This window comes from Pseudomonas sp. FG98 (assembly GCF_057808595.1).
Genome location: NZ_JBMDIJ010000094.1, coordinates 1 through 22294 on the forward strand (window position 1 = coordinate 1; position 22294 = coordinate 22294).

General features: G+C 63.0%; 20 protein-coding genes. 9 read left to right on the top strand and 11 right to left on the bottom strand.

Features of this window, described 5'->3' with window-relative positions; all coding sequences use genetic code 11:
• Positions 1–151: 151 nt before the first annotated feature.
• Positions 152–1774 carry an EAL domain-containing protein gene (locus ACODSK_RS28760; protein ID WP_489020989.1) on the top strand — a complete coding sequence of 541 codons (1623 nt, stop codon included), beginning with the start codon at positions 152–154 and terminating at the stop codon, positions 1772–1774.
• On the opposite strand, the gene ACODSK_RS28765 is transcribed toward ACODSK_RS28760, so the two are convergent.
• Positions 1775–3565, bottom strand: coding sequence for an ATP-binding protein (locus ACODSK_RS28765; protein WP_489020991.1), 1791 nt, complete (start codon positions 3563–3565; stop codon positions 1775–1777). It abuts the gene before it with no gap.
• Positions 3562–4908, bottom strand: coding sequence for a sigma-54-dependent response regulator transcription factor AlgB (gene algB / locus ACODSK_RS28770; RefSeq protein WP_489020992.1), 1347 nt, complete (start codon positions 4906–4908; stop codon positions 3562–3564). The genes ACODSK_RS28765 and algB overlap by 4 nt, the downstream gene beginning before the upstream one ends.
• Positions 4909–5232: 324 nt before the next feature.
• Between algB and ACODSK_RS28775 the strand changes: the two genes are divergently transcribed.
• The 5 genes from ACODSK_RS28775 to ACODSK_RS28795 all read left to right on the top strand — a co-directional run bounded on the left by ACODSK_RS28775 (position 5233) and on the right by ACODSK_RS28795 (position 9691).
• Positions 5233–5511, top strand: coding sequence for a hypothetical protein (locus ACODSK_RS28775; protein WP_489020994.1), 279 nt, complete (start codon positions 5233–5235; stop codon positions 5509–5511).
• Between the two features lie 45 nt (positions 5512–5556).
• Positions 5557–5721: a DUF1328 domain-containing protein gene (locus tag ACODSK_RS28780; protein WP_042127667.1), complete on the top strand. Its 165-nt coding sequence runs from the start codon at positions 5557–5559 to the stop codon at positions 5719–5721.
• 4 nt (positions 5722–5725) lie between these two features.
• Positions 5726–6196, top strand: a complete 471-nt coding sequence (locus ACODSK_RS28785; RefSeq protein ID WP_489020996.1) for an inhibitor of vertebrate lysozyme family protein — start codon at positions 5726–5728, stop codon at positions 6194–6196.
• Positions 6197–6919: 723 nt separating this feature from the next.
• Positions 6920–8251, top strand: coding sequence for a glutamate/aspartate:proton symporter GltP (gene gltP, locus ACODSK_RS28790; protein WP_075801983.1), 1332 nt, complete (start codon positions 6920–6922; stop codon positions 8249–8251).
• Between the two features lie 210 nt (positions 8252–8461).
• Positions 8462–9691, top strand: coding sequence for a nucleoside recognition domain-containing protein (locus ACODSK_RS28795; protein ID WP_489020998.1), 1230 nt, complete (start codon positions 8462–8464; stop codon positions 9689–9691).
• Here ACODSK_RS28795 and ACODSK_RS28800 read toward each other — a convergent pair.
• Genes ACODSK_RS28800 through ACODSK_RS28815 form a run of 4 tightly spaced genes read right to left on the bottom strand, consistent with a single transcriptional unit; the run spans position 9673 to position 13163 of the window.
• On the bottom strand, positions 9673–10290 hold the full coding sequence (locus ACODSK_RS28800) for an ABC-type transport auxiliary lipoprotein family protein (RefSeq protein WP_489021000.1): 618 nt from the start codon (positions 10288–10290) through the stop codon (positions 9673–9675). The two genes, ACODSK_RS28795 and ACODSK_RS28800, sit on opposite strands and share 19 nt — an antisense overlap.
• Positions 10287–11225, bottom strand: a complete 939-nt coding sequence (locus ACODSK_RS28805; protein WP_489021002.1) for an MlaD family protein — start codon at positions 11223–11225, stop codon at positions 10287–10289. Before ACODSK_RS28805 ends, ACODSK_RS28800 begins: the two co-directional genes overlap by 4 nt.
• Before the next feature lies 1 nt (position 11226).
• Positions 11227–12015 carry an ABC transporter ATP-binding protein gene (locus ACODSK_RS28810; protein WP_489021021.1) on the bottom strand — a complete coding sequence of 263 codons (789 nt, stop codon included), beginning with the start codon at positions 12013–12015 and terminating at the stop codon, positions 11227–11229.
• 5 nt (positions 12016–12020) lie between these two features.
• Complete coding sequence (locus ACODSK_RS28815; protein ID WP_489021003.1) at positions 12021–13163, bottom strand: ABC transporter permease; 1143 nt, start codon at positions 13161–13163, stop codon at positions 12021–12023.
• A 275-nt stretch (positions 13164–13438) separates the two neighbouring features.
• On the opposite strand from ACODSK_RS28815, the gene ACODSK_RS28820 reads away from it, so the two are divergent.
• Genes ACODSK_RS28820 through ACODSK_RS28830 form a run of 3 tightly spaced genes read left to right on the top strand, consistent with a single transcriptional unit; the run spans position 13439 to position 15285 of the window.
• On the top strand, positions 13439–13927 hold the full coding sequence (locus ACODSK_RS28820) for an Hcp family type VI secretion system effector (RefSeq protein WP_489021005.1): 489 nt from the start codon (positions 13439–13441) through the stop codon (positions 13925–13927).
• Positions 13928–13936: 9 nt separating this feature from the next.
• Entirely contained in the window at positions 13937–14911 is a 975-nt protein-coding gene (locus ACODSK_RS28825) for a hypothetical protein (protein ID WP_489021007.1), read from the top strand.
• Entirely contained in the window at positions 14908–15285 is a 378-nt protein-coding gene (locus ACODSK_RS28830; protein WP_489021009.1) for a hypothetical protein, read from the top strand. Before ACODSK_RS28825 ends, ACODSK_RS28830 begins: the two co-directional genes overlap by 4 nt.
• A gap of 91 nt (positions 15286–15376) precedes the next feature.
• Here ACODSK_RS28830 and ACODSK_RS28835 read toward each other — a convergent pair whose 3' ends face one another.
• From ACODSK_RS28835 to ACODSK_RS28855, 5 genes are all read right to left on the bottom strand, one after another.
• Entirely contained in the window at positions 15377–16396 is a 1020-nt protein-coding gene (locus ACODSK_RS28835) for a DUF5924 family protein (RefSeq protein ID WP_489021011.1), read from the bottom strand.
• 149 nt (positions 16397–16545) lie between these two features.
• Positions 16546–17919, bottom strand: a complete 1374-nt coding sequence (locus ACODSK_RS28840) for a M16 family metallopeptidase (protein WP_489021013.1) — start codon at positions 17917–17919, stop codon at positions 16546–16548.
• 38 nt (positions 17920–17957) lie between these two features.
• Complete coding sequence (locus ACODSK_RS28845; RefSeq protein WP_489021015.1) at positions 17958–19616, bottom strand: Na/Pi cotransporter family protein; 1659 nt, start codon at positions 19614–19616, stop codon at positions 17958–17960.
• Positions 19617–19808: 192 nt separating this feature from the next.
• The gene (locus ACODSK_RS28850; protein ID WP_489021017.1) at positions 19809–20582 is read right to left on the bottom strand and encodes a TerC family protein; all 774 of its coding nucleotides are present in this window, start codon (positions 20580–20582) and stop codon (positions 19809–19811) included.
• Positions 20583–20651: 69 nt separating this feature from the next.
• Entirely contained in the window at positions 20652–21959 is a 1308-nt protein-coding gene (locus tag ACODSK_RS28855; protein ID WP_489021019.1) for a CitMHS family transporter, read from the bottom strand.
• Positions 21960–22294: the final 335 nt, after the last annotated feature.

Sequence of the window (22294 nt, forward strand, 5' to 3'; positions counted from 1 at the left end):
GGTCCGTGTTGTACCTGATAGAGATGTGTAGATACCCATGCAGCGATGAGGCCATGAAAATCCCCGGGGAAAACCGTCAAAACCCCGCCAAACGGCCAGGCTGACTTGCATCACTGTTGCTATACCTCTGGTATGAAACGGGATATTTCCGATGTCGCCTGCCTTCCAGCTGTTACGCGGCCTGCTCTATCGACCCTGGCTCCTGGCATCGCTGGCAGCCTCGGCAAGCGCGTTTTTGCTGTTGCTCGGCAGCCTGGGCGTGGCGATGCATCAAGTGCAGGCCAACGAAAGCGAACAGATGAACGCCCGCGGCGAGCGCTTCCTGGAGCGACTCGAACAGATCTTCGGCCAGCTCCGACAAAGCGTCGACCAGCTCCAGAGCCTGAACATCCACGGTTGCAACTTCGAAATGCTTTCCGCCCTGCAGCAAGCCGCCTTCAATAACCGCTTCGTATTCGAAGCGGCTTACATGGACGATCAGCAGAGCTGTTCCAGCCGCCTCGGCGACCGCAGCTTCGAATCCCTGCCCCCGCCCGATATCAAGGGCCCCACCTATAGCTACTGGCTCAACACCAGCACCGAACCGGACGACAACCGCGCCGCCCTGATCCTCGGTCGCGGGCCGTTTCGCGTTTCCACCTCCCGCGGGCACTTGACCGATGTGGTCGACCTGCCCCCCGGCGGCAGCCTGCTGGTGGTACTCGACCATGGCACCCGCGCGGTGCCGGTGCTGGGGCCAGTGCAACCCTGGCCGCCGGAGAGCGAAAACTGGTCGCCGAGTTCGAAAAAAGCCCTGCTGGAGTTGCCCGACCGGCTGATCTACCGCATGCCGACCAAATCCCCGGACTACCAGTTGGTGCTGATCGCTCCCCGCACCAGCCAGCCGCTGAAGATGAGCGGCGCGCTCTGGCTGCTGTTCCCCGGCAGCCTGCTGCTGGCCTGGTGCATTGGCTGGATGGTGCTGCAAGTGGTGCAGCAAAGCCGCTCGATGAGTTCGCAATTGCAGGGCGCGTTGCGCCGTGGCGAATTGCAGGTGCTGTATCAGCCGATTTTCGAACTGGCCAGCCGCCGCTGTGTCGGTGCTGAAGCCCTGGTGCGCTGGCGCCGTCCGGACGGCACCCTGACCAGCCCGGAGCTGTTCATCCCGCTGGCGGAAAACACCGGGCAGATCCGCCAGATCACCGACTTCGTCCTGCAACGGGTGTTCGACCAGTTGGGCCAGCTGTTACGAGCCAATCCCCAGCTGTACATCTCGGTGAACCTGGCGGCCTGTGACGTGATGGTGCCGCGCATCGGTCGGGTCGCCGCGCGCCTGCTGGCGGCCAACCATGTGGCGGCCAGCCAGATTGCCTTCGAAGTCACCGAGCGCGGTCTGATCGATGTGGTGGTGGCCCGGGACAATCTGCAGGCGCTGCGGGCCGTAGGCCATCAGGTGCTGATCGACGACTTCGGCACCGGCTATTGCAGCCTCGCCTACCTGCAGACCCTGCCGGTGGACTGCCTGAAGATCGACAAGGCCTTCGTTGACGCCCTCGGTCACGATGCCGCCAGCAGTGGCGTGGCCCCGCATATCATCCGTATGGCCCATGCCCTGCAGTTGCGGGTGATCGCCGAAGGGATCGAATACGAGGACCAGGCCCAGCTGCTCAATAGCGAGGGGGTCAACTACGGCCAGGGCTGGCTGTTCGCCCACCCGCTCAACGCGCGACAGTTCGCGGAACTGATCACCCGCGGCCGCCGCCTCGGGCCGCGGCGCATCGATGACGAAGCCTGATCAGACCGGCAGCGCCATATAGAACTGGGTGCCGTGTTCCGGCCGCGAATACACGCCCATGCGCCCGCCGTGCAGTTGCACGATCTCCTTGCACAGGGCCAGGCCAAGGCCGGCCCCGCCTTTCTTGCGTCCGACCTGGACGAAGGGTTCGAAGATCCGTCCCTGCTGGCTGTAGGCGATGCCTTCACCGCTGTCTTCGACACTGACGATCACCCGCTCGCCATGGCGCCGTGCCTGAAGGCGGATCTGCCCGCCCTTGGGGGTGTGACGGATGGCGTTGTCCAGCAGGTTGTCCATGACCCGGTCGAGCTGGGCGATATCCGCCTGGATCCGCGGCAAGGGTGTGCCCAGCTCCAGTTGCAGGTTGATCTGCTTGGCCGAAACCGCTTCGGCATGCCGACCGCGAGCGCGCTCCAGCAGATCGTCGAGGGCACAGACGCTGCGTTCGAGCTTCTGCTGGCCGCTCTGGTAGCGGGAGAAATTCAGCAGGTCGTTGATCAGTTGGGTCAGCCGCTGCATTTCCTCGCCGATGGTGTCCAGCAGATCGCCTTCGCGGCTTTCTTCGGGGAACTTGACCCGTTCCTTGAGCAGGCCGAAGGCCATGTGCATGCCGGTGACCGGCGTGCGCAGCTCGTGGGAGGCGCGCAGGACGAACTCGCTGCGCACCCGCTCGAAGGCACGTTGTTCGGTGACGTCGTGCAGCACCATCACCGCGCCGAGGATCTGCCCGTCCGGGCGGCAGACCGGCGTCAGGCTGTAGGTGAGTACGCGGCTTTCCTTGTCGATTTCCAGGTGCAGGTCTTCCGGCACCCGCTCCAGGTTGCCGCCACGCAGGATCATGTGCAGTTGCTGGTCCAGGTCCGGGCGACCCAGGGCCTCGCCGAGGCGGCTGCCGGCGCGGGAGTCATCCCAGCCCAACTGGCGCTGGGCGACCGGATTAAGGTGTTCCAGGCGCCCCTGGCGGTCGATGATCAGCAGGCCGTCGTCGATGCTGTCGAGCACTGCCTGCAAGCGCTGCTGGCCAGCCAGCAACTCGTCGACATTGGTCGCCTGGTGTTCGCGCAGGGCCTCGGCCATCAGGCCGAAGCGCTTGGTCAGCTGGTTGATTTCCAGGGCCGAGGTCACCGGCAGGGTCACGTCGAAATTGCCCAGGCCGACCTGGTCGGCAGCGCTGGCCAGTGCTTCGATGGGCTGGCCGAAGCGCCGGGCGATGCCATGGGCGGTGAGGAAGCCCAGGGCCAGCACGGCCAGGGCAACCAGCCCGAGCACCCCGGACATCAGCACCGCGCGGTCCCGGGAGATCTTCTCGGCATCGCGGATCTGCTCCACCGCCTGCTTGTGGTACTCGATCAGGGTGGTGCGCAGCGCGCTGAACGCCAGGCCCAGCGGCTCGTCGACGCTGAGGTGGCGGGCCGGTGCGGGGCTGGCTTTCAGTTGCGTGAGGAAGTTCTGGTACTCGGCGTTGGCCCGGGCGAAGTCGTCCTGGCCGTCCTCGAACTGTTTCTCGTGCTGGATACCGTCATCGAGCAACTGCTGGAACTGGTCCTGCAATTCCGCCAGCACCCGCGGATCGTTGCTGTCGTCGAGGATCTGGGTCAGTTGCTCGCTGAGGTTCTGCCGCAGGCGCAGGCCCATGTCGAGGACGAAGGTGTTGTTGCGGATCATCGCCTGCTGCGAGCTGGCCATCTGCTGCACACTCACCAGGCTCAGCAACAGGCCGAGCAAGGCGACGGTAATCAGCGCGGAAATGCTGAGAAACAGCCGGGTGCGCAGCTTCATCGCCCATCTCATAGGTTGTACTGCTTGCGCTTGCGGTACAGGGTCGAGGCGTCGATGCCGAGGGTCTTGGCGGCCTGGTCCAGCGTATCGCTGGTGGCCAGTACCGCGCCGATATGCGCCCGCTCCAGCTCGTCCAGGCTCAGCGCCGCACCGATGCGCGGGGCATTGCTGGCCGGTTGCTCGGCCATGCCCAGGTGGCTGACCTCGACCTTTTCCTGGGCGCAGATGATGCTGGCCCGTTCGATCACGTTGCGCAGTTCGCGGATGTTCCCCGGCCAGCGGTAGTTCAGCAGCGCGGCGCGGGCTTCGTCGCTGAAGGCCCGGGCCGGGCGCGAGTATTCCTTGACGAAGCGGGCGAGGAAGCGCTCGGCCAGGGTCAGGATGTCCTCGCTGCGTTCGCGCAGCGGCGGCAGGTGCAGGGTGATGACGTTGAGGCGGTACAGCAGGTCTTCACGGAAGCGGCCTTCGCGGACCATGTCCTCCAGGTTGAGGTTGGTTGCGGCGAGGATCCGTACATCGGCGCGGCGCGTCACCGGGTCGCCGACCCGCTCGTATTCCTTGTCCTGGATAAAACGCAGCAGCTTGGGTTGCAGGGTCAGCGGGAAATCGCCGATCTCGTCGAGGAACAGGGTGCCGCCGTCGGCCTGGTTGACCCGGCCCAGGGTGCTTTCACTGGCCCCGGTAAAGGCGCCGCGGCTATGGCCGAACAGCTCGCTTTCCATCAGTTCGGCGGTCAGCGACGGGCAGTTGATGGTCACGCAGGCCTTGCGCGCACGCTTGCTCCAGCCGTGTATGGCCCGGGCCAGCTCGCCCTTGCCGGTACCGGACTCGCCGAGGATCAGGATGTTGGCGTCGGTGGTCGCTACCTGCCGCGCGGTTTCCAGCACCACCATCATTGCCGGGCTGTGGGAGTCCAGGCCGTCCTTGGGCTTGCGCACTTCGCCTTCGAGGGCTTCCAGGCGCGCCGACAGCTGGCGGACTTCCAGTTGCTTGGCGGTGGCCAGGCGCAACTGGTCCGGGCTGCAGGGCTTGACCAGGTAATCGGCGGCGCCGGCCTGGATCGCGTCTACCGCAGTGTCCACGGCGGAGTGGGCGGTGACGATCACCACGCGCATCCACGGCGCCAGGATGCGCATCTGCGCCAGTACGTCGAGACCGTTGTCCTCGCCGAGGCGCAGGTCGAGGAAGCACAGGTCGAAGACCTGGCGCTGCAACAGCGTTTCGGCCTGGGCCGCGCTGTTGGCAGTGGCTACGGTATAGCCCTCGTCCTCCAGGCAATAACGGAAGGTACGCAAGATGGCGGACTCGTCGTCCACCAACAGAATGCGGCCTTGAGGGTCGGGGGCTGACTCCATTTCCTACGCTCCTTGGGAATTATCTTGGTTAGTGTCGGAAAAATCGGGCAAGTTGCATGGTCGATTCTGATTCATTCCTTCCTTCTGATGCTAGCTCGCGGTTTTCGACCGCCTGTCGGGCTTTTTGACGCTGAAAAACCGTCATCCATTCATGCAAAACGCACGACCGCCGCAGGGGGCATCGTGCAGGATGCTCTCCCGGTTCGTTTTTCGATTAATGCAACTTATTGATTTATAAGGATAAATTCAATCTGAAAAGGCTGGCATGCAGGCTGCAACAACCCTCTCAGGTCATAACAACATGCAGCAAGAGGAGCCCGGCACATGAAACGCACTTCCGCCGCCCTGGTGCTTATATCGCCACATCATTTGCGTCAGGCGCTGTTTCTTGTGCTGGCGCTGCTGCTGACCCTGGTTGCCGGGCAGCTCTACCACGTCTGGCAGGCCAGCAAGGTCGAAAGCCAACTCGCTGTGCAGGTGGTGCGCATCCATGAGAGCCGCGCCGCACCGTTGCAAACCGCTCCGATCATGCGCTCGCAGGTGCTGCCGGCCGCCAGTGTCGATGACTCGACCCAGGCACCGACCCAGCGCTGGGTGTTCTGACCGCAGACGTAGCGGGAACGTTTCCAAAACAGAAGGAGAATCACCATGTTGAGTTGGGCCATTACCTTCCTGATCATCGCCATTGTCGCTGCCGTGCTGGGCTTCGGTGGTATCGCCGGCGCCGCTACCGGTATCGCGAAGATCCTCTTCATTATCTTCCTGGTGCTGTTCGTGGCTTCCTTCTTCTTTGGTCGTCGCGGTCGAGGCTGAGGCAATGAAAGGCGTGATACGCAACGCCCTGGTCGCCGGCCTGTTGCTGGCCGGCGGTTCAGCGGCAATGGCGGCCAATGACGGCCAGGTCCGCGTCACGGATGTGCTGGGCTCGGATCCCGAGTATCGGGAAGCCTGGCAGGACGTGGTCAAGAAAGAAGAGCGCCTGCCCGAGTGGGTGCTCAACCTGAGTGGTGTGTCCGAGCAGCAGATGTCTGCGGTCGAGGAAGACGGCGACAAGTACCTGGTCGGCCCGCTGTGCGAAAGCGCTGGCAAGTGCCTGAACAAGCGGCTGATCGTGGCGTTTCGCTGGGACAAGGAAAAGGCCTACGGCATGCTGGTCGAGGTGCCTGAAGGCCTGCCGGGTGAAAAGTCGCCGACCCGTCATGCCGATTACCGCTGGCTCGGTGAGCCCGACGAAGGCATGCAGGCCATGCTCAGGGAACAGCTCAAGCGTGATCCGAACTGGTACTGAGGCGCCGCCGGGCGCGTCGGTACGCTGACAGAAGCTGAACCTTTCTCCCGTTCAGGCTTCTATGTTGCGCCCACCCGAGGACGGTGGGTGCATGACCAGGGGGCCGGGCCGCTCTGACCGATACAGAGTCGGAGGGGCCTAGGGGTACAAGGAGTGCCTCCGCAGAGGGCCGGGTCAGGAAAGCAATTGCCGGGAGCGGGTCTGTCGAGGTGTCCTGGAAACGGGGCACCTCGGCTGGACTGTCCCGACAGCACCCTTCTCCCTTTCTGTCCGATAGACGGCAAATCGGCCACCCATTCGTCTGTCGGAGAAAATTTTTTCGTCAATTTTCCTACGCTGTTCAGGTGGTTTTTCATCCATTCGGATTGTCGAACACTGGCATTATCTGTCACCGAATCATCCTGTGAATCTGCCGAAATATGGCGGATCGGTCCTATTCGGGATTCCGAACGCCTCGCAAAAAGCCCCTTCCGACGCCCGTTTTCATGGCAAAAACTCATGCCGATTCGGCATGGGGTACTCGTTTCCAGCATTAGACTGAGCCCCCTCCCGCCTGAATAGTTGCGCCTTTTTTCGCCAACCAGCGTTCCTTCCAGAGCGCTGCTGACGACCTTCTACGGTGCCCCTTGGCTGTTCCGAAGAAGTTTCCGGAAAGGCTCCGGCCGCTCTGGAATGCCGGTTACAGCGCAATGCCCGTGTCCACTTGAACAAAAAGGTAATGACATGAAGAAGGCAAAACTGAGCCTCGCCTGGCAGATCCTCATCGGTCTGGTCCTGGGTATCGCCATCGGCGCCTTGCTGAATCACTTCAGTGCAGAAAAGGCATGGTGGATCAGCAACGTGCTGCAGCCCGCCGGTGACATCTTCATTCGCCTGATCAAGATGATCGTCATCCCGATCGTGATTTCGTCGCTGATCGTGGGTATCGCCGGGGTTGGCGATGCGAAGAAACTTGGCAGTATCGGCCTCAAGACCATCATCTACTTCGAGGTGGTGACCACCATCGCCATCGTCGTCGGCCTGGTCCTGGCCAACCTGTTCCACCCGGGCGCCGGCATCGACATGAGCACCCTGGGTACCGTGGACATCTCCAAGTACCAGGCCACTGCGGCCGAGGTGCAGCATGAGCATGCGTTCATCGAGACCATCCTCAACCTGATCCCGTCGAACATCTTCGCGGCGCTGATGCGCGGTGAAATGCTGCCGATCATCTTCTTCTCGGTGCTGTTCGGCCTGGGCCTGTCGAGCCTCAACGCGGAAATCCGCGACCCGCTGGTGAAGACCTTCCAGGGCGTCTCCGAAGCCATGTTCAAGGTCACCCACATGATCATGAACTACGCCCCGATCGGCGTATTCGCCCTGATCGCCGTGACCGTCGCCAACTTCGGCTTCGCCTCGCTGCTGCCGCTGGCCAAGCTGGTGCTGCTGGTGTACTTCGCCATCGCCTTCTTCGCCTTCATGGTGCTGGGCCTGGTGGCGCGCCTGTTCGGCTTCTCGATCATCAAGCTGATGCGCATCTTCAAGGACGAGCTGGTCCTGGCCTACTCCACCGCCAGCTCCGAGACCGTGCTGCCGCGGGTGATCGAGAAGATGGAAGCCTACGGCGCGCCGAAGGCCATCTGCAGCTTCGTGGTGCCGACCGGCTACTCGTTCAACCTCGACGGTTCGACCCTGTACCAGAGCATCGCGGCGATCTTCATCGCCCAGCTGTACGGCATCGACCTGTCGATCAGCCAGCAACTGCTGCTGGTCCTGACCCTGATGGTCACCTCCAAGGGCATCGCCGGCGTGCCGGGCGTTTCCTTCGTGGTCCTGCTGGCGACCCTGGGCAGCGTCGGCATTCCGCTGGAAGGCCTGGCCTTCATCGCCGGTGTCGACCGCATCATGGACATGGCGCGTACCGCCCTGAACGTGATCGGCAACGCCCTGGCGGTACTGGTCATCGCCCGCTGGGAAGGCATGTACGACGCCGAGAAAGGCCAGAAGTACTGGAACTCCCTGCCGCACTGGCGCAGCAAGGAAGCCGCTGTGGCGGGCAAGGCTGTCAATTCCTGAGCCTGAACCGAGCTGAATGAAAAAGCCCCGCATTGTCGGGGCTTTTTTGTTGCTCTCCGGGGCCTCATCGCCGGCAACGCCGGCTCCCACAGGGATCGTGTGCACCGCTGGACTTGTGGGAGCCGGCGTTGCCGGCGATGAGGCCATCAGCATCAACACAACTCCCAAGCAGCCCGCTATCATTCAGCCCATCTTCAAGGGGACATTCGGATGCTCAACGGCCTTTGGCTTGGTTTCTTCGTGGTGGCGGCCATTTCGGCGCTGGGGCAATGGCTGGTAGGCGGTAACGCCGGGATCTTCGCGGCAATGGTCGAAAGCATCTTCGCCATGGCCAAGCTCTCTGTGGAGGTGATGGTCCTGCTGTTCGGCACCCTGACCCTGTGGCTGGGCTTCCTCAAGATCGCCGAGCAGGCCGGCATCGTCGAGTGGCTGGCCAAGGTCCTCGGCCCGCTGTTCCGCCGCCTGATGCCGGAAGTCCCGCCCGGCCACCCGGCCCTCGGCCTGATCACCCTGAACTTCGCCGCCAACGGCCTGGGCCTGGACAACGCTGCCACGCCCATCGGCCTCAAGGCCATGCGCGCCCTGCAGGAGCTCAATCCCAGCCCGACCACCGCAAGCAATGCGCAGATCCTGTTCCTGGTGCTCAACGCCTCGTCCCTGACCCTGCTACCGGTGACCATCTTCATGTACCGCGCCCAGCAAGGCGCGATCGACCCGACCCTGGTGTTCCTGCCGATCCTGCTCGCCACCAGTTGCTCGACCCTGGTCGGCCTGCTCTCGGTCGCCATCGTCCAGCGCCTGCGCCTGTGGGACCCGGTGGTGCTCGCCTACCTGATACCCGGCGCGTTGCTGCTCGGCGGCTTCATGGCGATCCTCGCCGGGCTCTCGGCCACCGCCCTGGCCCAGCTGTCGTCGATCCTCGGCAACCTGACCCTGTTCGGCCTGATCATGCTGTTCCTGCTGATCGGCGCGCTGAGGAAGGTGAAGGTGTACGAAACCTTCGTCGAGGGCGCCAAGGAAGGCTTCGATGTGGCGAAGAACCTGCTGCCTTACCTGGTGGCCATGCTCTGCGCGGTTGGCGTGCTGCGCGCCTCGGGGGCCCTGGAATTCGGCCTGGAGGGGATTCGCCATACCGTCGAGTGGCTGGGCTGGGACACCCGCTTCGTCGACGCCCTGCCCACCGCCATGGTCAAGCCGTTCTCCGGCAGCGCAGCGCGGGCCATGCTGATCGAGACCATGCAGACCCACGGTGTGGACAGCTTCCCGGCGCTGGTCGCGGCCACCGTGCAGGGCAGCACGGAAACCACCTTCTACGTGCTGGCGGTGTATTTCGGCGCGGTCGGCATCCAGCGCACCCGCCATGCCGTGGGCTGCGCCCTGCTGGCCGAACTGGCCGGGGTGCTGGGCGCGATCTTCGTCTGCTACTGGTTCTTCGGCTGATAGCGGCTGGCCTGGGCCACGGTCCAGTCCAGCAATTGCGTCATGGCCTGGTCCGTCACCTTGCCCAGGCCGGCGACCACCGCCGGTACGCTCTTGTCGCTCACCGGCTGGCGCACTTCGAAGCGCCGGCTGAGCAGGATGCGCTGGGTACGCCCGTCCACCAGCCGCGCATCCAGGCGGATCACCGCTTCGATGCCCTGGGCGGTGTACTCGCTCTGGAACGCTTGCAGCTCACCCACCAGCTCGAAATCCGATTGCAGGTTGCTGTCGTCGGCGCTCAGCCGTGGCACCCGGCCGTCGCGCTGGAAGGCGTCGAGGATACGGTTGCGCAGCAGCGCCGGGGCCGGGTCGGTCCAGCGCGCGCCCTTGTAGCTGCTGAGCACATCGCCCTGGGGCACCACGGCGATACGCGGCACGTCCAGTGCGTCGCTGGTAATCGGCTTGTTGACCCGCAGCGACCAGCTCACCGGCGCCGCACTGGACGCTGCGGTATACGCCGGCAGGCGATAGACCTCGGCGTTCTCCGCCTGGGGCAGGATCGAGCAGGCGCTGCTCAGGCTGATCAGCAGGGCCAGGGACAGACGGCTGGCGAGTCTCATGGCTCGAACTCCTTGCTTTGGTCACGGCCGAGCAGATAGCCGCTGGGGTTGGCTTCAAGACGGCGGGAAATGCCCTTGAGCGAATTGAGGGTGTCGCGCAGTTCGCGGATTGCCGGGGACAGGTCGCGGAAGCCCTGGGCACCGCTGTCGAGGGCATCGCGGTTGCTTTCCAGCAGGTCGTTGAGGGTCGCGGTGCTCTGCGCCAGCGACTGCATGGCCTGGTTGGCGCTGTTGGCGATGTCCGGGCCACGGCTGCCGAGCAACTGGTTGGCGTTGCGCATCAGTTCGCTGGTCTGGGCCATCGCGGCGCTGGCCTCCTTGCCGAGGCTGGACAGCTGCTTGATGGCATTGCTGATGTCTTGGCGCTGCTCGGCCACGGCGCCGGTGGTTTGCTGGAGGTTTTCCAGGGTGGCGCTGAGACGGTCGGTGTTTTCCCGGGAGAACAGACGGTTGGCGTTGTGCAGCAGCAGGTTGATGTTGGTCACCAGGTCGCTGCTGTCGGTGAGCAGGCGCGAGATCGGCGACGGCGTGGCGATGATCACCGGCAGCCTGCCGCCCTTGCCTTCCAGTGCCGGGCTTTCCGGGGTGCCGCCGCTGAGCTGGATCAGCGAGGTGCCGGTCACGCCGGTGAGGGTCAGCTTGGCCTGGGTGTCCTGCTTGACCGGGGTCTCGGCGTTGAGGCGGATGTGCGCCAGCACCCGGCGCGGGTCGTTGGGGTCAAGGCGCAGGCTCATCACATCGCCGACCTTGATCCCGCTGTACTGCACGGCGCTGCCCTTGGACAGGCCGGTCACCGCCTCGTTGAACACCACCTCGTAGTCCTTGAAGGTGGAATCGACGCTGGCCTTGGCCAGCCACAGGCCGAACAGCATGGCGCCGGTCACCACCAGTACGGTGACCATTCCGATCAAAACATGGTGCGCACGGGGCTCCATCTCACTTCTCCTTCAGCGCTGAGGCGGCATCGAGCGCCGCACGGCCACGCGGGCCATGGAAATATTCGTGAATCCACGGCTCGTCGTATTCGGCCACTTCATCGATGGGGGCGGCCACCAGCACCTTCTTCTGCGCCAGCACCGCCACGCGGTCGCTGATGGTGTAGAGGGTGTCGAGGTCGTGGGTGATGAGGAACACACTCAGGCCGAGGGCGTCGCGCAGGGTCAGGATCAACTGATCGAAGGCGGCGGCACCGATCGGGTCGAGGCCGGCGGTGGGCTCGTCGAGGAACAGGATGTCCGGGTCCAGGGCCAGGGCGCGGGCCAGGGCGGCACGCTTGATCATGCCGCCGGACAGCGAGGCCGGGTATTTGTCTGCCGCCGACTGTGGCAGGCCGGCCAGGGCCAGCTTGACCCCGGCCAGGTGCTCGGCGTCGTCGCGGCTCAGGCCGGCGTGCTCGATCAGCGGCAGGGCGACGTTCTCGGTCACGGTCAGCGAGGAAAACAGCGCGCCCTTCTGGAACAGCAAGCCGAAGCGTCGTTCGATCAGCGAGCGCTCGGTGGGGCTGGCGTCCAGCAGGTCCTCGCCGAACACCTTGACCTTGCCCTCGTTGGGCCGGCGCAGGCCGATGATGCTGCGCAGCAGCACCGACTTGCCGCTGCCGGAGCCGCCGACCACGGAAAGGATTTCGCCGCGATACAGGTCCAGGTCGAGCTGTTCGTGCACGCTTTGCGGGCCGAAGCGGTTGCACAGGCCCCTGACTTCGATGACCGCCTCGCGGTCTTGCACTTGGCTCACCAGCCCATCTCCATGAAGAACAGCGCGGCCACGGCGTCGAGCATGATCACCACGAAGATCGACTGAACCACCGCCGAAGTGGTGTGGGCACCGACCGATTCGGCGCTGCCGCTGACCTTGAAGCCTTCCAGGCAGCCGATGGCGGCGATCAGGAAGGCGAAGAACGGCGCTTTGGCCATGCCGACGAGGAAGTGCTGGACGCCGATATCGTCTTCCAGCAAGGACAGGAACATGGCTGGCGAGATATCCAGCGACAGCGCGCAGACCACGCCACCGCCGACGATGCCGCAGAGCATGGCGATGAAGGTCAGCAGCGGCAGGGAAATCAGCAGCGCCAGCACCCTCGGGATCACCAGCAGTTCCACCGGGTCGAGGCCGAGGGTACGGATCGCATCGACTTCCTCGTTAGCCTTCATCGAGCCGATCTGTGCGGTAAAGGCGCTGGCGGTGCGGCCGGCCATGAGGATGGCGGTCAGCAGCACGCCGAATTCACGGAGGAAGGAAAACGCCACCAGGTCGACGGTGAAGATGCTCGCGCCGAAGCTGGCCAGTACCGTGGCGCCGAGGAAGGCCACCACCGCGCCGACCAGGAAGGTCAGCAGGGCGACAATGGGTGCGGCGTCGAGGCCGGTCTGTTCGATATGGGCGACCACCGAGGTCATGCGCCAGCGCCTGGGCTGCAGGGCGCGGCGGGCCAGGGTGGCGATGATCAGGCCGATGAAGCCGAGCAGTTGCCGGCTGTCCTGGTAGAGGGTGTCCACCGCCGAGCCGATGCGCGACAGCAACTGGGTCAGCACCGGGACTTCGGGCACCCGCGGCGGGATGCAGAACTCGGTCAGCGAGGCCTGCACGCTGCGTACCAGATGGCGGCTGGCGGCGGGCAGGGCGTTGCAGTTGTCCAGTTGCGCCACCCGGGCCGGGCCGAGCAGTTCCACCAGCAGCGAGGCGCCGGCGGTGTCGAGCTTGCCGAGCTGGTCCAGGTCGATGCGGGTGGTCTGGTCGTACTGGCCTTGCAGCGTGGCGATGGCGTGCTTGAGGCTGGCGTAGCTGGCCAGCGTCCAGTCGCCTGCCAGGTGCAGGCAGGCTGGACTCTGGCTGGTGTCGAGAGTGGCTGTGGCGGGGCTGGGAATGCTGGTCATGGGCTCCGGTTCTCGGTCTGCGCCCGACAGCATAGCGCCACTTAGTGTGGTTTTTCATAAACAGGTAGCGGAGCGTCGATCAATCTTGAAATGTTTATTCACTTAATTAAGAAGCTATCAGCGGCTATTTGTAGGAATTTTCCGAGAATTGCTTCGAATAAGTTTTGCTTGTTGCAGTATCCCTTCCCTGGAACTAGCGTGCTCCGCGTCCGGAATTCGGGGCACCGGGCGCGATGGCGAAGTTGATCGCCCCTTACTAACAAGGAGCGTTAACCATGGCTGTCGATGCCTACATTCAAATCTCGGAAATTCCCGGAGAAGCACAGGACCAGCAGTTCACCAACTGGATCGAGATCCTTGGCTACGAGTTCGGTATGCAGCAAAGCACTTCGGCGACCGCAAGTTCTGCCGGTGGAGCCGGCTCCGGGCGTGTAACCCTGAGCAACCTGACCTTCACCAAGTATCTGGATACCGCCAGCAGCAAGCTGATGGAGGCGAGTTGTTCCGGTCAGCACCTCAAGGAGGTCAGGCTGGTTCTGTGCCGTGCAGGTGGCGATAAGCTCAAGTACTACGAGATCGTCCTAGAAGAGGTCATCATCGCCGACTACGCCCAGTCCGCCGAAGATGGCGTGCCGGTCGAAGTCGTGCAGCTCGACTACGGACGTATCAAGGCCACCTACACGCGGCAGATGCGTACGGATGGAAGTGGCGGCGGCAATGTGACGGGCGGCTGGGATCGTATCGCCAACAAGAAATATGCGTGAGGGCCGGGCATGTCCGAGGCTCGCAGCTTTATCAATCCGAAGACCCAGAACTACGCATCGCTGAAAGCGAACACGCCGATGTCGGCGAACCAGCGGGAAAAGTTCGATGCGTTGAACGCGCATATCGCTAATACCGTGGTGGTCGGCGGGGAATTGGTGATCGTGGGTGATCCCGGTACGCCTCTGTGCACCAGCCATGAAGCTTTCTTGATGGGCAAGGCGATGACCATACACCGCCATTTGAAGATCAACGGCGTGGGGGCCGATGACTTCTTCCTCAAGAACTTCGAGTTCCTGCAAAGCCTGATCGCCAATTCCGCCATTGGCGTGGGGATGGTGAGTGACGGGTGGAACAAGTACCTGGACGAGATCAGGAAAACGCTGGAGGAAATCAGTGAGTTGTACCGCACGCATTCGGTAAACGGGGCGATTCATGCCCGGGATGATTTCTATGCCAGGCGTGCAGCGCTGTTCAGCAAGCTGGATGACCAGCTCAAGGGAATGGGTGCCTTTGGCTCGGGGCTTCGAAGGCAAGGCAGGATCAAGAGGATGCTGGAGATATCGACCAAGCGATATCTGCATACAGGGGAGATTTCGGGGTATGCGGATAAGGTGGCGGGTGTTGCGAAGGCTGCCAATTTTATCAAGAAAGGGACTTATATCGGGATTCCTCTGAGTGTGGCTTCTACAGGGTTGAATATTCATCAGGCTTGTACGGTAGGAAGGGAGGAGGATTGCAGGAAAGCCAAGTATGTAGAGACCAGCGCTCTTGTGGGCAGCGTGGGAGGAAGTTTTGCTGGAGGATATGTAGGTGGCCTTGCTGCCGGTGGACTATGTGTCGCTTTTGGTTTCGTTTCGGGTGGCCTCGTCACACTGGGCTGCAGTGTTATTGGGGCAGCTGCGGGAGGGAAAATCGTGGGTGATGAATTAGGAGCACAGGCAGGAGCTTTTGGCGAGTTGATTTACGAGAGGTTCGCCGAGTGACCAGAGAGATATTTGCAGTTGTTATGGTGGTCGTCGGGATTTTTGCATGCACAAGCATGCTCACTTTGGTTCGTTTCGGGTGCCGGCATATCGATGTGGTCGAAGGTCACTTATCATCCTGCAAAATCACCAGGGACTATCGCAAAGTCTTCATCGCTTCGGGGTTGGCTGGAATAGCTTTTAGAATTGGAATGGCAGCAATGTTACTCATGATTCCTAAGCTGTTTTTATATAGGGGGGTCGCTGACTCAGAGCAAATAAAAAAGTTTCCTATTGTCTTGAAATATAAGCTTTTATTGCGCGCTTATATATTTGCTTTTTTTGGATCTTTATTGATAGTGATGGCGGTTTTTAGCAAATTCCTTGAGCTTTAAAAACTGAAAGCAAAAATTGAAGTTCGTTTCTAAACTGACATGATATAGCAAAGGGCGATTTGTTTTTTTGGGGTGGCGGTTGGGCTGATGGCTACCTAACCGACACCTGCCCATCATCCACAACCCGGAAGCGCAGCACACCAATCACCTGCCCATCCTCCGTCAGTACCCGCACCTGCCAACGGCCCACCGGGTTGGCCGGGAACACCTGCTTGTGGGTCCAGGCGCGATAGCCTTCCTTGCGCCCGCCGTTGATGTTCAGGGCGATGCGGTCGACTTCTTTGCCGTCGAGCTGCCAGACGTGATAGATCCGTTCGTTCAGCCCGCGCGGTGCGTTGATCGCGGTGTAGGCGTACAGGCCGGTGCTGCGGATCTGGCTGGCCTTGATCTCTTTCAGGCTCTCGCTGGGGGTGCGGTTCTGCACATCGGTGCTGATCGCCACCTCGGTCATCCACAGGGTTGCCGGCGGCACCCAGGAGCGCAGCAGCCAGCCGCCGGCGCCGATGGCCAGGGTCACCAGCACCAGGGCGATGCCGCGGCGCAGGGTATTGACCGGGAAGCTGCTGGCCAGGCTGGGGAAGGACAGCAGCATGGCCACGCCCAGGGCCAGCTTGAAGCTCTCGGCGGTGGTCAGGTGGAGAATGATCGGCAGCGCGGTGAGCATCGCCGCGAACAGGGTCAGGGTATGCAGGGCGAGGAACAGCCAGCGTCGTGGCGCGACCCACTTGTAGTACAGCGGGTCGATGATCGACACCAGGCCGGCGGCCCCGAGCAGGCCGGTGAATATCAGCTGGCCGCTGTTCCAGGTGGTGGTGACGAAGAAGAATGGCAGGACGAAGAACAGGCTTTCCTGGTGGATCATCTGCGTCGCGTAGCGCAGGAGCGGCTGCGGGATCTCGCGCTTGAACACCCGGGTGAACAGTTGGGTGAAGGTGTTCTCCAGCATCAGCCAGACCCAGCTCACCAGCATCAGGATGGCGACCCAGCTGGCCAGGCTGGCCTGGCGGTCGACGAGGATGAAGCTGCCGATACCGGAAATGAAACCACCGAGTGCGATGACCCCGGGATAGCGCTTGATCAGTTCGATGAGGCGCTGGATGTAGATAGGCATTTGGGGACGTTCGCAAAGGGCTGAAAAATACGGTTACAAGGATACCTTGGTTTTTGTCCGTAAGGGCCCTATCGCTGGCAATGCCAGCTCCCACAGGTCAGCGGTGCACACAATCACTGTGGGAGCCGGCGTTGCCGGCGATGAGGCCCTCAAGCCCGCCGCCGAAACCAGGCTCCTGCCCCCACCGCAATCATCACAACCCCCAGCACCCCCAGCCAGAACAGCTCGTCATACCCCAGCAACGGCTTCTCCACCCTCACCCACCCGGCATCCTTGAACAGCTCGCGCATGGCCTGGTTGGCTTCCTCCAGGCTGACCCCGCGATAGCGCTGCGCCGGATCGACGAAGCGCCCGTCGGCATAGCCGTTCAGCGCGCCCCAGTAGTAGTCCGCCAGCGCGCTGTTGCCCTGGGAGGTCCAGGCTTCCCGGGCGATGGCCGCCTTCTTGATGCGTTCGAAGGTCGCCGGGTCGAGTCCGTCCTTGCGCAGGCGCTGGATCATCTCCTGGACAACCTCTTCGGCCTCCTCCACCTGGTCCCGTTCAAGGTCGGCATTCAGGCTGAACAGGCCGCTGTCGCCGAAGCTCTCGCGCTGGCTCCACGGCCCGTAGGACAGACCGTGCTTGAGCCGCAGCTCGCTGTACAGTGCCCAGTCGAGGTAGCGCTGCAGCAGTTCCAGGGTCTCGTCGTGTTCGTTGTCCAGCAGCGGTTCGAGAAACAGCCAGCTCAGCCGGGCACTGTTGCCCAGCAGGCCGCGGACCAGGGTGCGATTGGCTTCGGCCTGGCGGGTGACGCTATCCAGGGTCCGCCTCTCGGCCGGCTCCACCGGTTCCAGCTCGCCCCAGGCCCGTTCCAGATAGGCCGGCAACACCCGGTCGAGACCACCGACGACGATCAGGGTCATGTTGTTCGGCACGTACCAGTTCTTGCGGATCTCATCGACCTGCTCCAGGGTCATGGCGTCGAGGTCGGAGCGCTCGGCGCATTTCAGGCCCAGTTCCACCGCCAGCTGGCTGCTGGCGCGCTGGCCGAGGTCCTGGCGGTCGAGCCAGCGTTGCAGGTGCGAGTAGTGCCCGCCGTCCTCGCGCTCGATGATGCGCCGTGACTGCTCCAGGGCGTCGTCGTCGATCTGGGTGCGCTGGAGGATGGCCAGCAGCAGGTCGAGCACCTTGCGCTGGTTGCGTGCCGGCGCCTCGATGACGAAGGTGGTGTCGGCGCTGCTGGTGTAGGCGTTCCACTCTCCGCCCAGGGCCTGCATGCGCTCTTCAAGGCCGCCTTCGCCACGGTCGTCGATGCCGCTGAACAGCAGGTGTTCGAGCAGGTGTGGCAACTCGCGCTGGGCGCAGGGGAAGTCATCCAGGCCGATGCCCACCACCAGGCGGATCGACACATGGTCGCGCTCATAGCCGGACTTGAGCAGCACTTGCAGGCCGTTGGGCAGCAGATAGCCCTCGACCTGGTTGCGATCGAGGGCAAAGCCGGGGGCACAGCCGAGCAGCAGGCAGATGAGTATCAGGCAACGCATGAAGAACTTCCTTGAACCAGGTCGATGCGGCACGGGGGTCAGGGTGAATGGATTTCATCCGGCACGCTGTCGATCAGCAGACCGCCAGTGTCATGCCCCCCGAGTACCACATAGGCACTGCTACAGAACAATGAATTCAATCTTTTCATATCCGCGATCAGTTCCAGGTGCAGGGCGCTGGTCTCGATGCTCTGCACCACCTTGCGTTGCAGGCGGCTGACATGGGCATGGGCCAGGCGCCGTTCCTGGGCGCGGAAACGGCGTTTTTCCCGCAGCAGCTGGCGGGCGCTTTCCGGGTCGGCGCTGAGAAATACCGAGAGACCAAGGCGCAGGTTGGCCAGCAACTGCGCGTGCAGGCCGGTCAGTTCCTCCAGGCCGACCTCGGAGAATTCGCGGCGCTGCGAGGTTTTCTGCTGCTGGATCTTGCGCAGCATGCGTTCGATCAGGTCGCTGGCCATCTTCAGGTTCAGGGCCAGCTCGATGATCTCGGCCCAGCGCTGGCTGTCCTGCTCGCTGAGGTCTTCCCGGGGCATCTGTGCCAGGTACAGCTTGATCGCGTTGTACAGCGCTTCGATATCGTCGCCGAGGCTGCGGATTTCCTGCGAGACCGCAGTCTGGGTACCGCGCAGCACGCCGTGCATGGCTTCCAGCATGCTGTCCACCAGGTCGCCCAGGCGCAGGGTTTCGCGCACGGCATTGGCCAGCGCCAGGCTGGGGGTGGTCAGGGCGGCCGGGTCGAGGTGGCGCGGGGTGGTGTGGCCATTGGCTTCCGGCCGGTCCGGCATCAGCCAGACACAAACCCTGGCCATCAGGCCGACGGTGGGCAGCAGGGTCAGGCAGCGCAGGCTGTTGTAGAGCAGGTGGAAACCGATCACCAGTTCGGCGGGACGGAAATTCAGGCTGTCCATCCACTCGACCAGCGGATGCAGCAGGGGAATGGTCAGCAACAGGCCGAGCAGCTTGTACAGCAGGCTGCCCAGGGCCACCTGGCGCCCGGCGGTGTTGCGCATGCTGGTGCTGATGAAGGCCAGCAGGCCGCTGCCGATGTTGGCGCCGATCACCAGGCCGATCGCCACCGGCAGGCCGATCACCCCGGCACCGGCGAGGGTTGCGGTGAGCAGTACGGCGGCCAGGCTGGAGTAGGAAATCATCGCGAACAGCGCGCCGATCAGGGCGTCGAGGAGGATATCGCCGGTCAGCGAGGCGAACAGCACCTTCACCCCTTGCGCCGTGGTGATGGGCGTGGCGGCTTCAACGATCAGTTGCAGGGCGAGGATGATCAGGCCCAGGCCGATGCCGACGCGGCCCAGCTGTCCGGCGCGGGTCTGCTTGCGCGAGAGGAAGAAGATCACCCCGAGGAAGATCAGCAGCGGCGACAGCCACGACAGGTCGAAGGTCAGCACCCGTGCCATCAGCGCGGTACCGACGTCGGCGCCGAGCATGATCGCCAGGGCCGGGGTCAGTGCCATCAGGCCCTGGCCGACGAACGAGGTCACCAGCATCGCCGTGGCGTTGCTGCTTTGCACCATGGCTGTGACCAGGATGCCGGCAATGAAGGCCAGCGGTCGGCGGGCCATGTTCTGGCCGATCACCCGGCGCAGGTTGGAACCGTAGACCCTCAGGATCCCGGTGCGGACGATGTGCGTGCCCCAGATCAGCAGGGCGACGGCCGACAATAGATTGAGCAGGGTCAGCATGCTCGGCCCCCTGTTTCCGTGCCCCAGCGGGGCGAATGAATGACGCTTGGAGCCTGGCCGTGAAGACGGCGGTTGTTACCAGTGCTCCCTTTAAGCTTTAGTCCGCTGCAAGCCATGGCGCCAGCGGTTTTTCCTACGGCCCATAATGAAAAAAGGCCCCGGAAGGGGCCTTGATTCAGCAACTGGCCAGTATTACTGACCCGGGATGTCCTTGCGAAGTTTCACCGGCTCGGTCGGTTCTTCGTTGCGCTTCTTCGCCATGGCGGTGCGCATGCGGATATTGATCGCCTCCACGGCCAGGGAGAAGGCCATGGCGAAGTAGACGTAGCCTTTCGGTACATGCACGTCGAAGGCTTCGGCGATCAGCACGGTACCGACCACGATCAGGAACGACAGGGCGAGCATCTTCAGCGACGGGTGCTGGTCGATGAAGTCGCTGATGGCCTTGGCGCAGAGCATCATCACCAGCACGGCGACGATGATCGCGGCGATCATCACCGGGACGTGGGAGACCATGCCGACGGCGGTGATCACCGAGTCCAGGGAGAACACGATATCGATGATGGCGATCTGCACGATGGTGAACAGGAACTTGCCACCCTTGCCTGCCGGCTCGTCGGCGCTTTCGTCTTCGCCTTCGAGGCCGTGGTAGATCTCCTGGGAGCTTTTCCACAGCAGGAACAGGCCGCCGAAGAACAGGATCAGGTCACGCCCGGAAATGTCCTGGCCGAACACCTCGAACAGGGTGTCGGTAAGGCGCATGACCCAGGTGATCGACAGCAGCAGCATGATCCGCGTGACCATGGCCAGGGCCAGGCCGAAGATCCGGGTGCGTTGCTGCATGTGCTTGGGCATGCGGCTGACCAGGATCGAGATCATGATGATGTTGTCGATCCCGAGCACGATTTCGAGTGCGGTCAGGGTGAAAAAGGCAACCCAGATTTCCGGGCTGGTCAGCCATTCCATGTTTGTTCCTTCGAGCGTATGACGTCGCGCGCCGGTTCAGGCGCGCGAAGGGTTGGTTGAATCCATGTATTAGAGGCTACTGAACAACGGGAAAATTCCCATGAGCAGCGCGGCGAACATTATGCACAGGCAGACTAGCACTGCCCATTTCAGCGTGAAGCGCTGGTGGTCGCCGAATTCGATACCGGCCAGGGCTACCAGCAGGTAGGTGGACGGCACCAGCGGGCTGAGCAGGTGCACCGGCTGGCCGACGATCGAGGCGCGGGCCATTTCCACTGGCGAGATGCCGTAGTGGCTGGCGGCTTCCGACAGCACCGGCAGAACGCCGTAGTAGAAGGCATCGTTGGACATGAAGAAGGTGAACGGCATGCTCACGATCGCCGTGATCACCGCCAGGTACGGGCCCAGGGCATCCGGAATCACCGCCAGCAGGCTCTTCGACATGGCTTCGACCATGCCGGTGCCGGACAGGATGCCGGTGAAGATACCGGCGGCGAAGATCAGCCCGGTAACCGCCAGGACGCTGCCGGCGTGGGCGGCGATGCGATCCTTCTGCTGTTGCAGGCACGGGTAGTTGACGATCATCGCGATGCTGAAGGCGATCATGAACAGCACTGGCAGCGGCAGCACGCCGACGATCAGCGCGACCATCAGGGCGGCGGTCAGGGCACCGTTGAACCACAGCAGTTTCGGGCGGCGGGCGTCCGGGTACTGGGATACTGTGATTTCGCTGTGGTCGATCTCGTCGCCCGGCAGGTGCAGTTCGCCGAGACGGGCGCGCTCGCGCTTGCCGTACCAGTAGGCGATGACCAGGATGGCGGCGACGCCGGCGAGCATGGCCGGGATCATCGGTACGAAGATGTCCGATGGATCGACGTGCAGGGCGCTGGCGGCGCGAGCGGTCGGGCCGCCCCAGGGGGTCATGTTCATCACCCCGCCGGCGAGGATGATCAGGCCGGCCATGATCCGCGGGCTCATGCCCAGGCGGCTGTACAGCGGCAGCATCGCGGCGCAGCAGATCATGTAGGTCGTGGCGCCGTCACCGTCCATGGAGACGACCAGGGCCAGCACTGCGGTGCCGACCGAGACTTTCAGCGGGTCACCCTTGACCAGCTTGAGGATCTTGCGCACGGCCGGGTCGAACAGGCCGGAGTCGATCATCAGGGCGAAATACAGGATGGCGAACATCAGCATCACGCCGGTAGGCGCCAGCTTGCTGATGCCTTCCAGCATCATCGGGCCGATCTTGCTGGAAAAGCCGCCGAACAGGGCGAACAGGATGGGCACCAGGATCAGGGCGATCAAGGCCGACAGGCGCTTGGTCATGATCAGGTACATGAAGGTGATGACCATGGCGAAGCCGAGGAAGGTCAGCATGGGAGTACTCCAGGCGTAGTGCGTCGGGACGGGGACGTGACGGACGGGTCAGCGTGTTGGGCGCTGGGGCTGGAGTAGCGGGGGGAATTGCGGGCGCAGGACGGTACGGAAAGACATCAGAATCACCATTGTTCTTGTTGAGTAGGCCGGGCTCCTGTGGATTCGGGATGCCCTGGCGCGCCGGTCGCTATGCCGGTGGTGAGGCGATGCTAAGGGGCTAAGCTTTCAGCCAGCTTTCGATGCTGAAAGCTTCATTTTCGACCTCAAGAGCGCGATGCGGACCCTGTGGGAGCGGGTTCACCGGAACGCCGGACCGCCGCGATTGCAGTGCTGAA

Excerpts from the sequence above, each read along its gene's own strand:
- ACODSK_RS28760 (WP_489020989.1), top strand. The coding sequence starts at position 152 with ATGTCGCCTGCCTTCCAGCTGTTACGCGGCCTGCTCTATCGACCCTGG.
- ACODSK_RS28815 (WP_489021003.1), bottom strand. The coding sequence starts at position 13,163 with ATGACCAGCATTCCCAGCCCCGCCACAGCCACTCTCGACACCAGCCAG.
- ACODSK_RS28840 (WP_489021013.1), bottom strand. The coding sequence starts at position 17,919 with ATGCGTTGCCTGATACTCATCTGCCTGCTGCTCGGCTGTGCCCCCGGC.
- ACODSK_RS28805 (WP_489021002.1), bottom strand. The coding sequence starts at position 11,225 with ATGGAGCCCCGTGCGCACCATGTTTTGATCGGAATGGTCACCGTACTG.
- ACODSK_RS28835 (WP_489021011.1), bottom strand. The coding sequence starts at position 16,396 with ATGCCTATCTACATCCAGCGCCTCATCGAACTGATCAAGCGCTATCCC.
- ACODSK_RS28780 (WP_042127667.1), top strand. The coding sequence starts at position 5,557 with ATGTTGAGTTGGGCCATTACCTTCCTGATCATCGCCATTGTCGCTGCC.
- ACODSK_RS28845 (WP_489021015.1), bottom strand. The coding sequence starts at position 19,616 with ATGCTGACCCTGCTCAATCTATTGTCGGCCGTCGCCCTGCTGATCTGG.
- ACODSK_RS28850 (WP_489021017.1), bottom strand. The coding sequence starts at position 20,582 with ATGGAATGGCTGACCAGCCCGGAAATCTGGGTTGCCTTTTTCACCCTG.
- ACODSK_RS28775 (WP_489020994.1), top strand. The coding sequence starts at position 5,233 with ATGAAACGCACTTCCGCCGCCCTGGTGCTTATATCGCCACATCATTTG.
- ACODSK_RS28800 (WP_489021000.1), bottom strand. The coding sequence starts at position 10,290 with ATGAGACTCGCCAGCCGTCTGTCCCTGGCCCTGCTGATCAGCCTGAGC.
- ACODSK_RS28765 (WP_489020991.1), bottom strand. The coding sequence starts at position 3,565 with ATGAGATGGGCGATGAAGCTGCGCACCCGGCTGTTTCTCAGCATTTCC.
- ACODSK_RS28785 (WP_489020996.1), top strand. The coding sequence starts at position 5,726 with ATGAAAGGCGTGATACGCAACGCCCTGGTCGCCGGCCTGTTGCTGGCC.
- ACODSK_RS28825 (WP_489021007.1), top strand. The coding sequence starts at position 13,937 with ATGTCCGAGGCTCGCAGCTTTATCAATCCGAAGACCCAGAACTACGCA.
- ACODSK_RS28820 (WP_489021005.1), top strand. The coding sequence starts at position 13,439 with ATGGCTGTCGATGCCTACATTCAAATCTCGGAAATTCCCGGAGAAGCA.
- gltP (WP_075801983.1), top strand. The coding sequence starts at position 6,920 with ATGAAGAAGGCAAAACTGAGCCTCGCCTGGCAGATCCTCATCGGTCTG.
- ACODSK_RS28855 (WP_489021019.1), bottom strand. The coding sequence starts at position 21,959 with ATGCTGACCTTCCTCGGCTTCGCCATGGTCATCACCTTCATGTACCTG.
- algB (WP_489020992.1), bottom strand. The coding sequence starts at position 4,908 with ATGGAGTCAGCCCCCGACCCTCAAGGCCGCATTCTGTTGGTGGACGAC.
- ACODSK_RS28795 (WP_489020998.1), top strand. The coding sequence starts at position 8,462 with ATGCTCAACGGCCTTTGGCTTGGTTTCTTCGTGGTGGCGGCCATTTCG.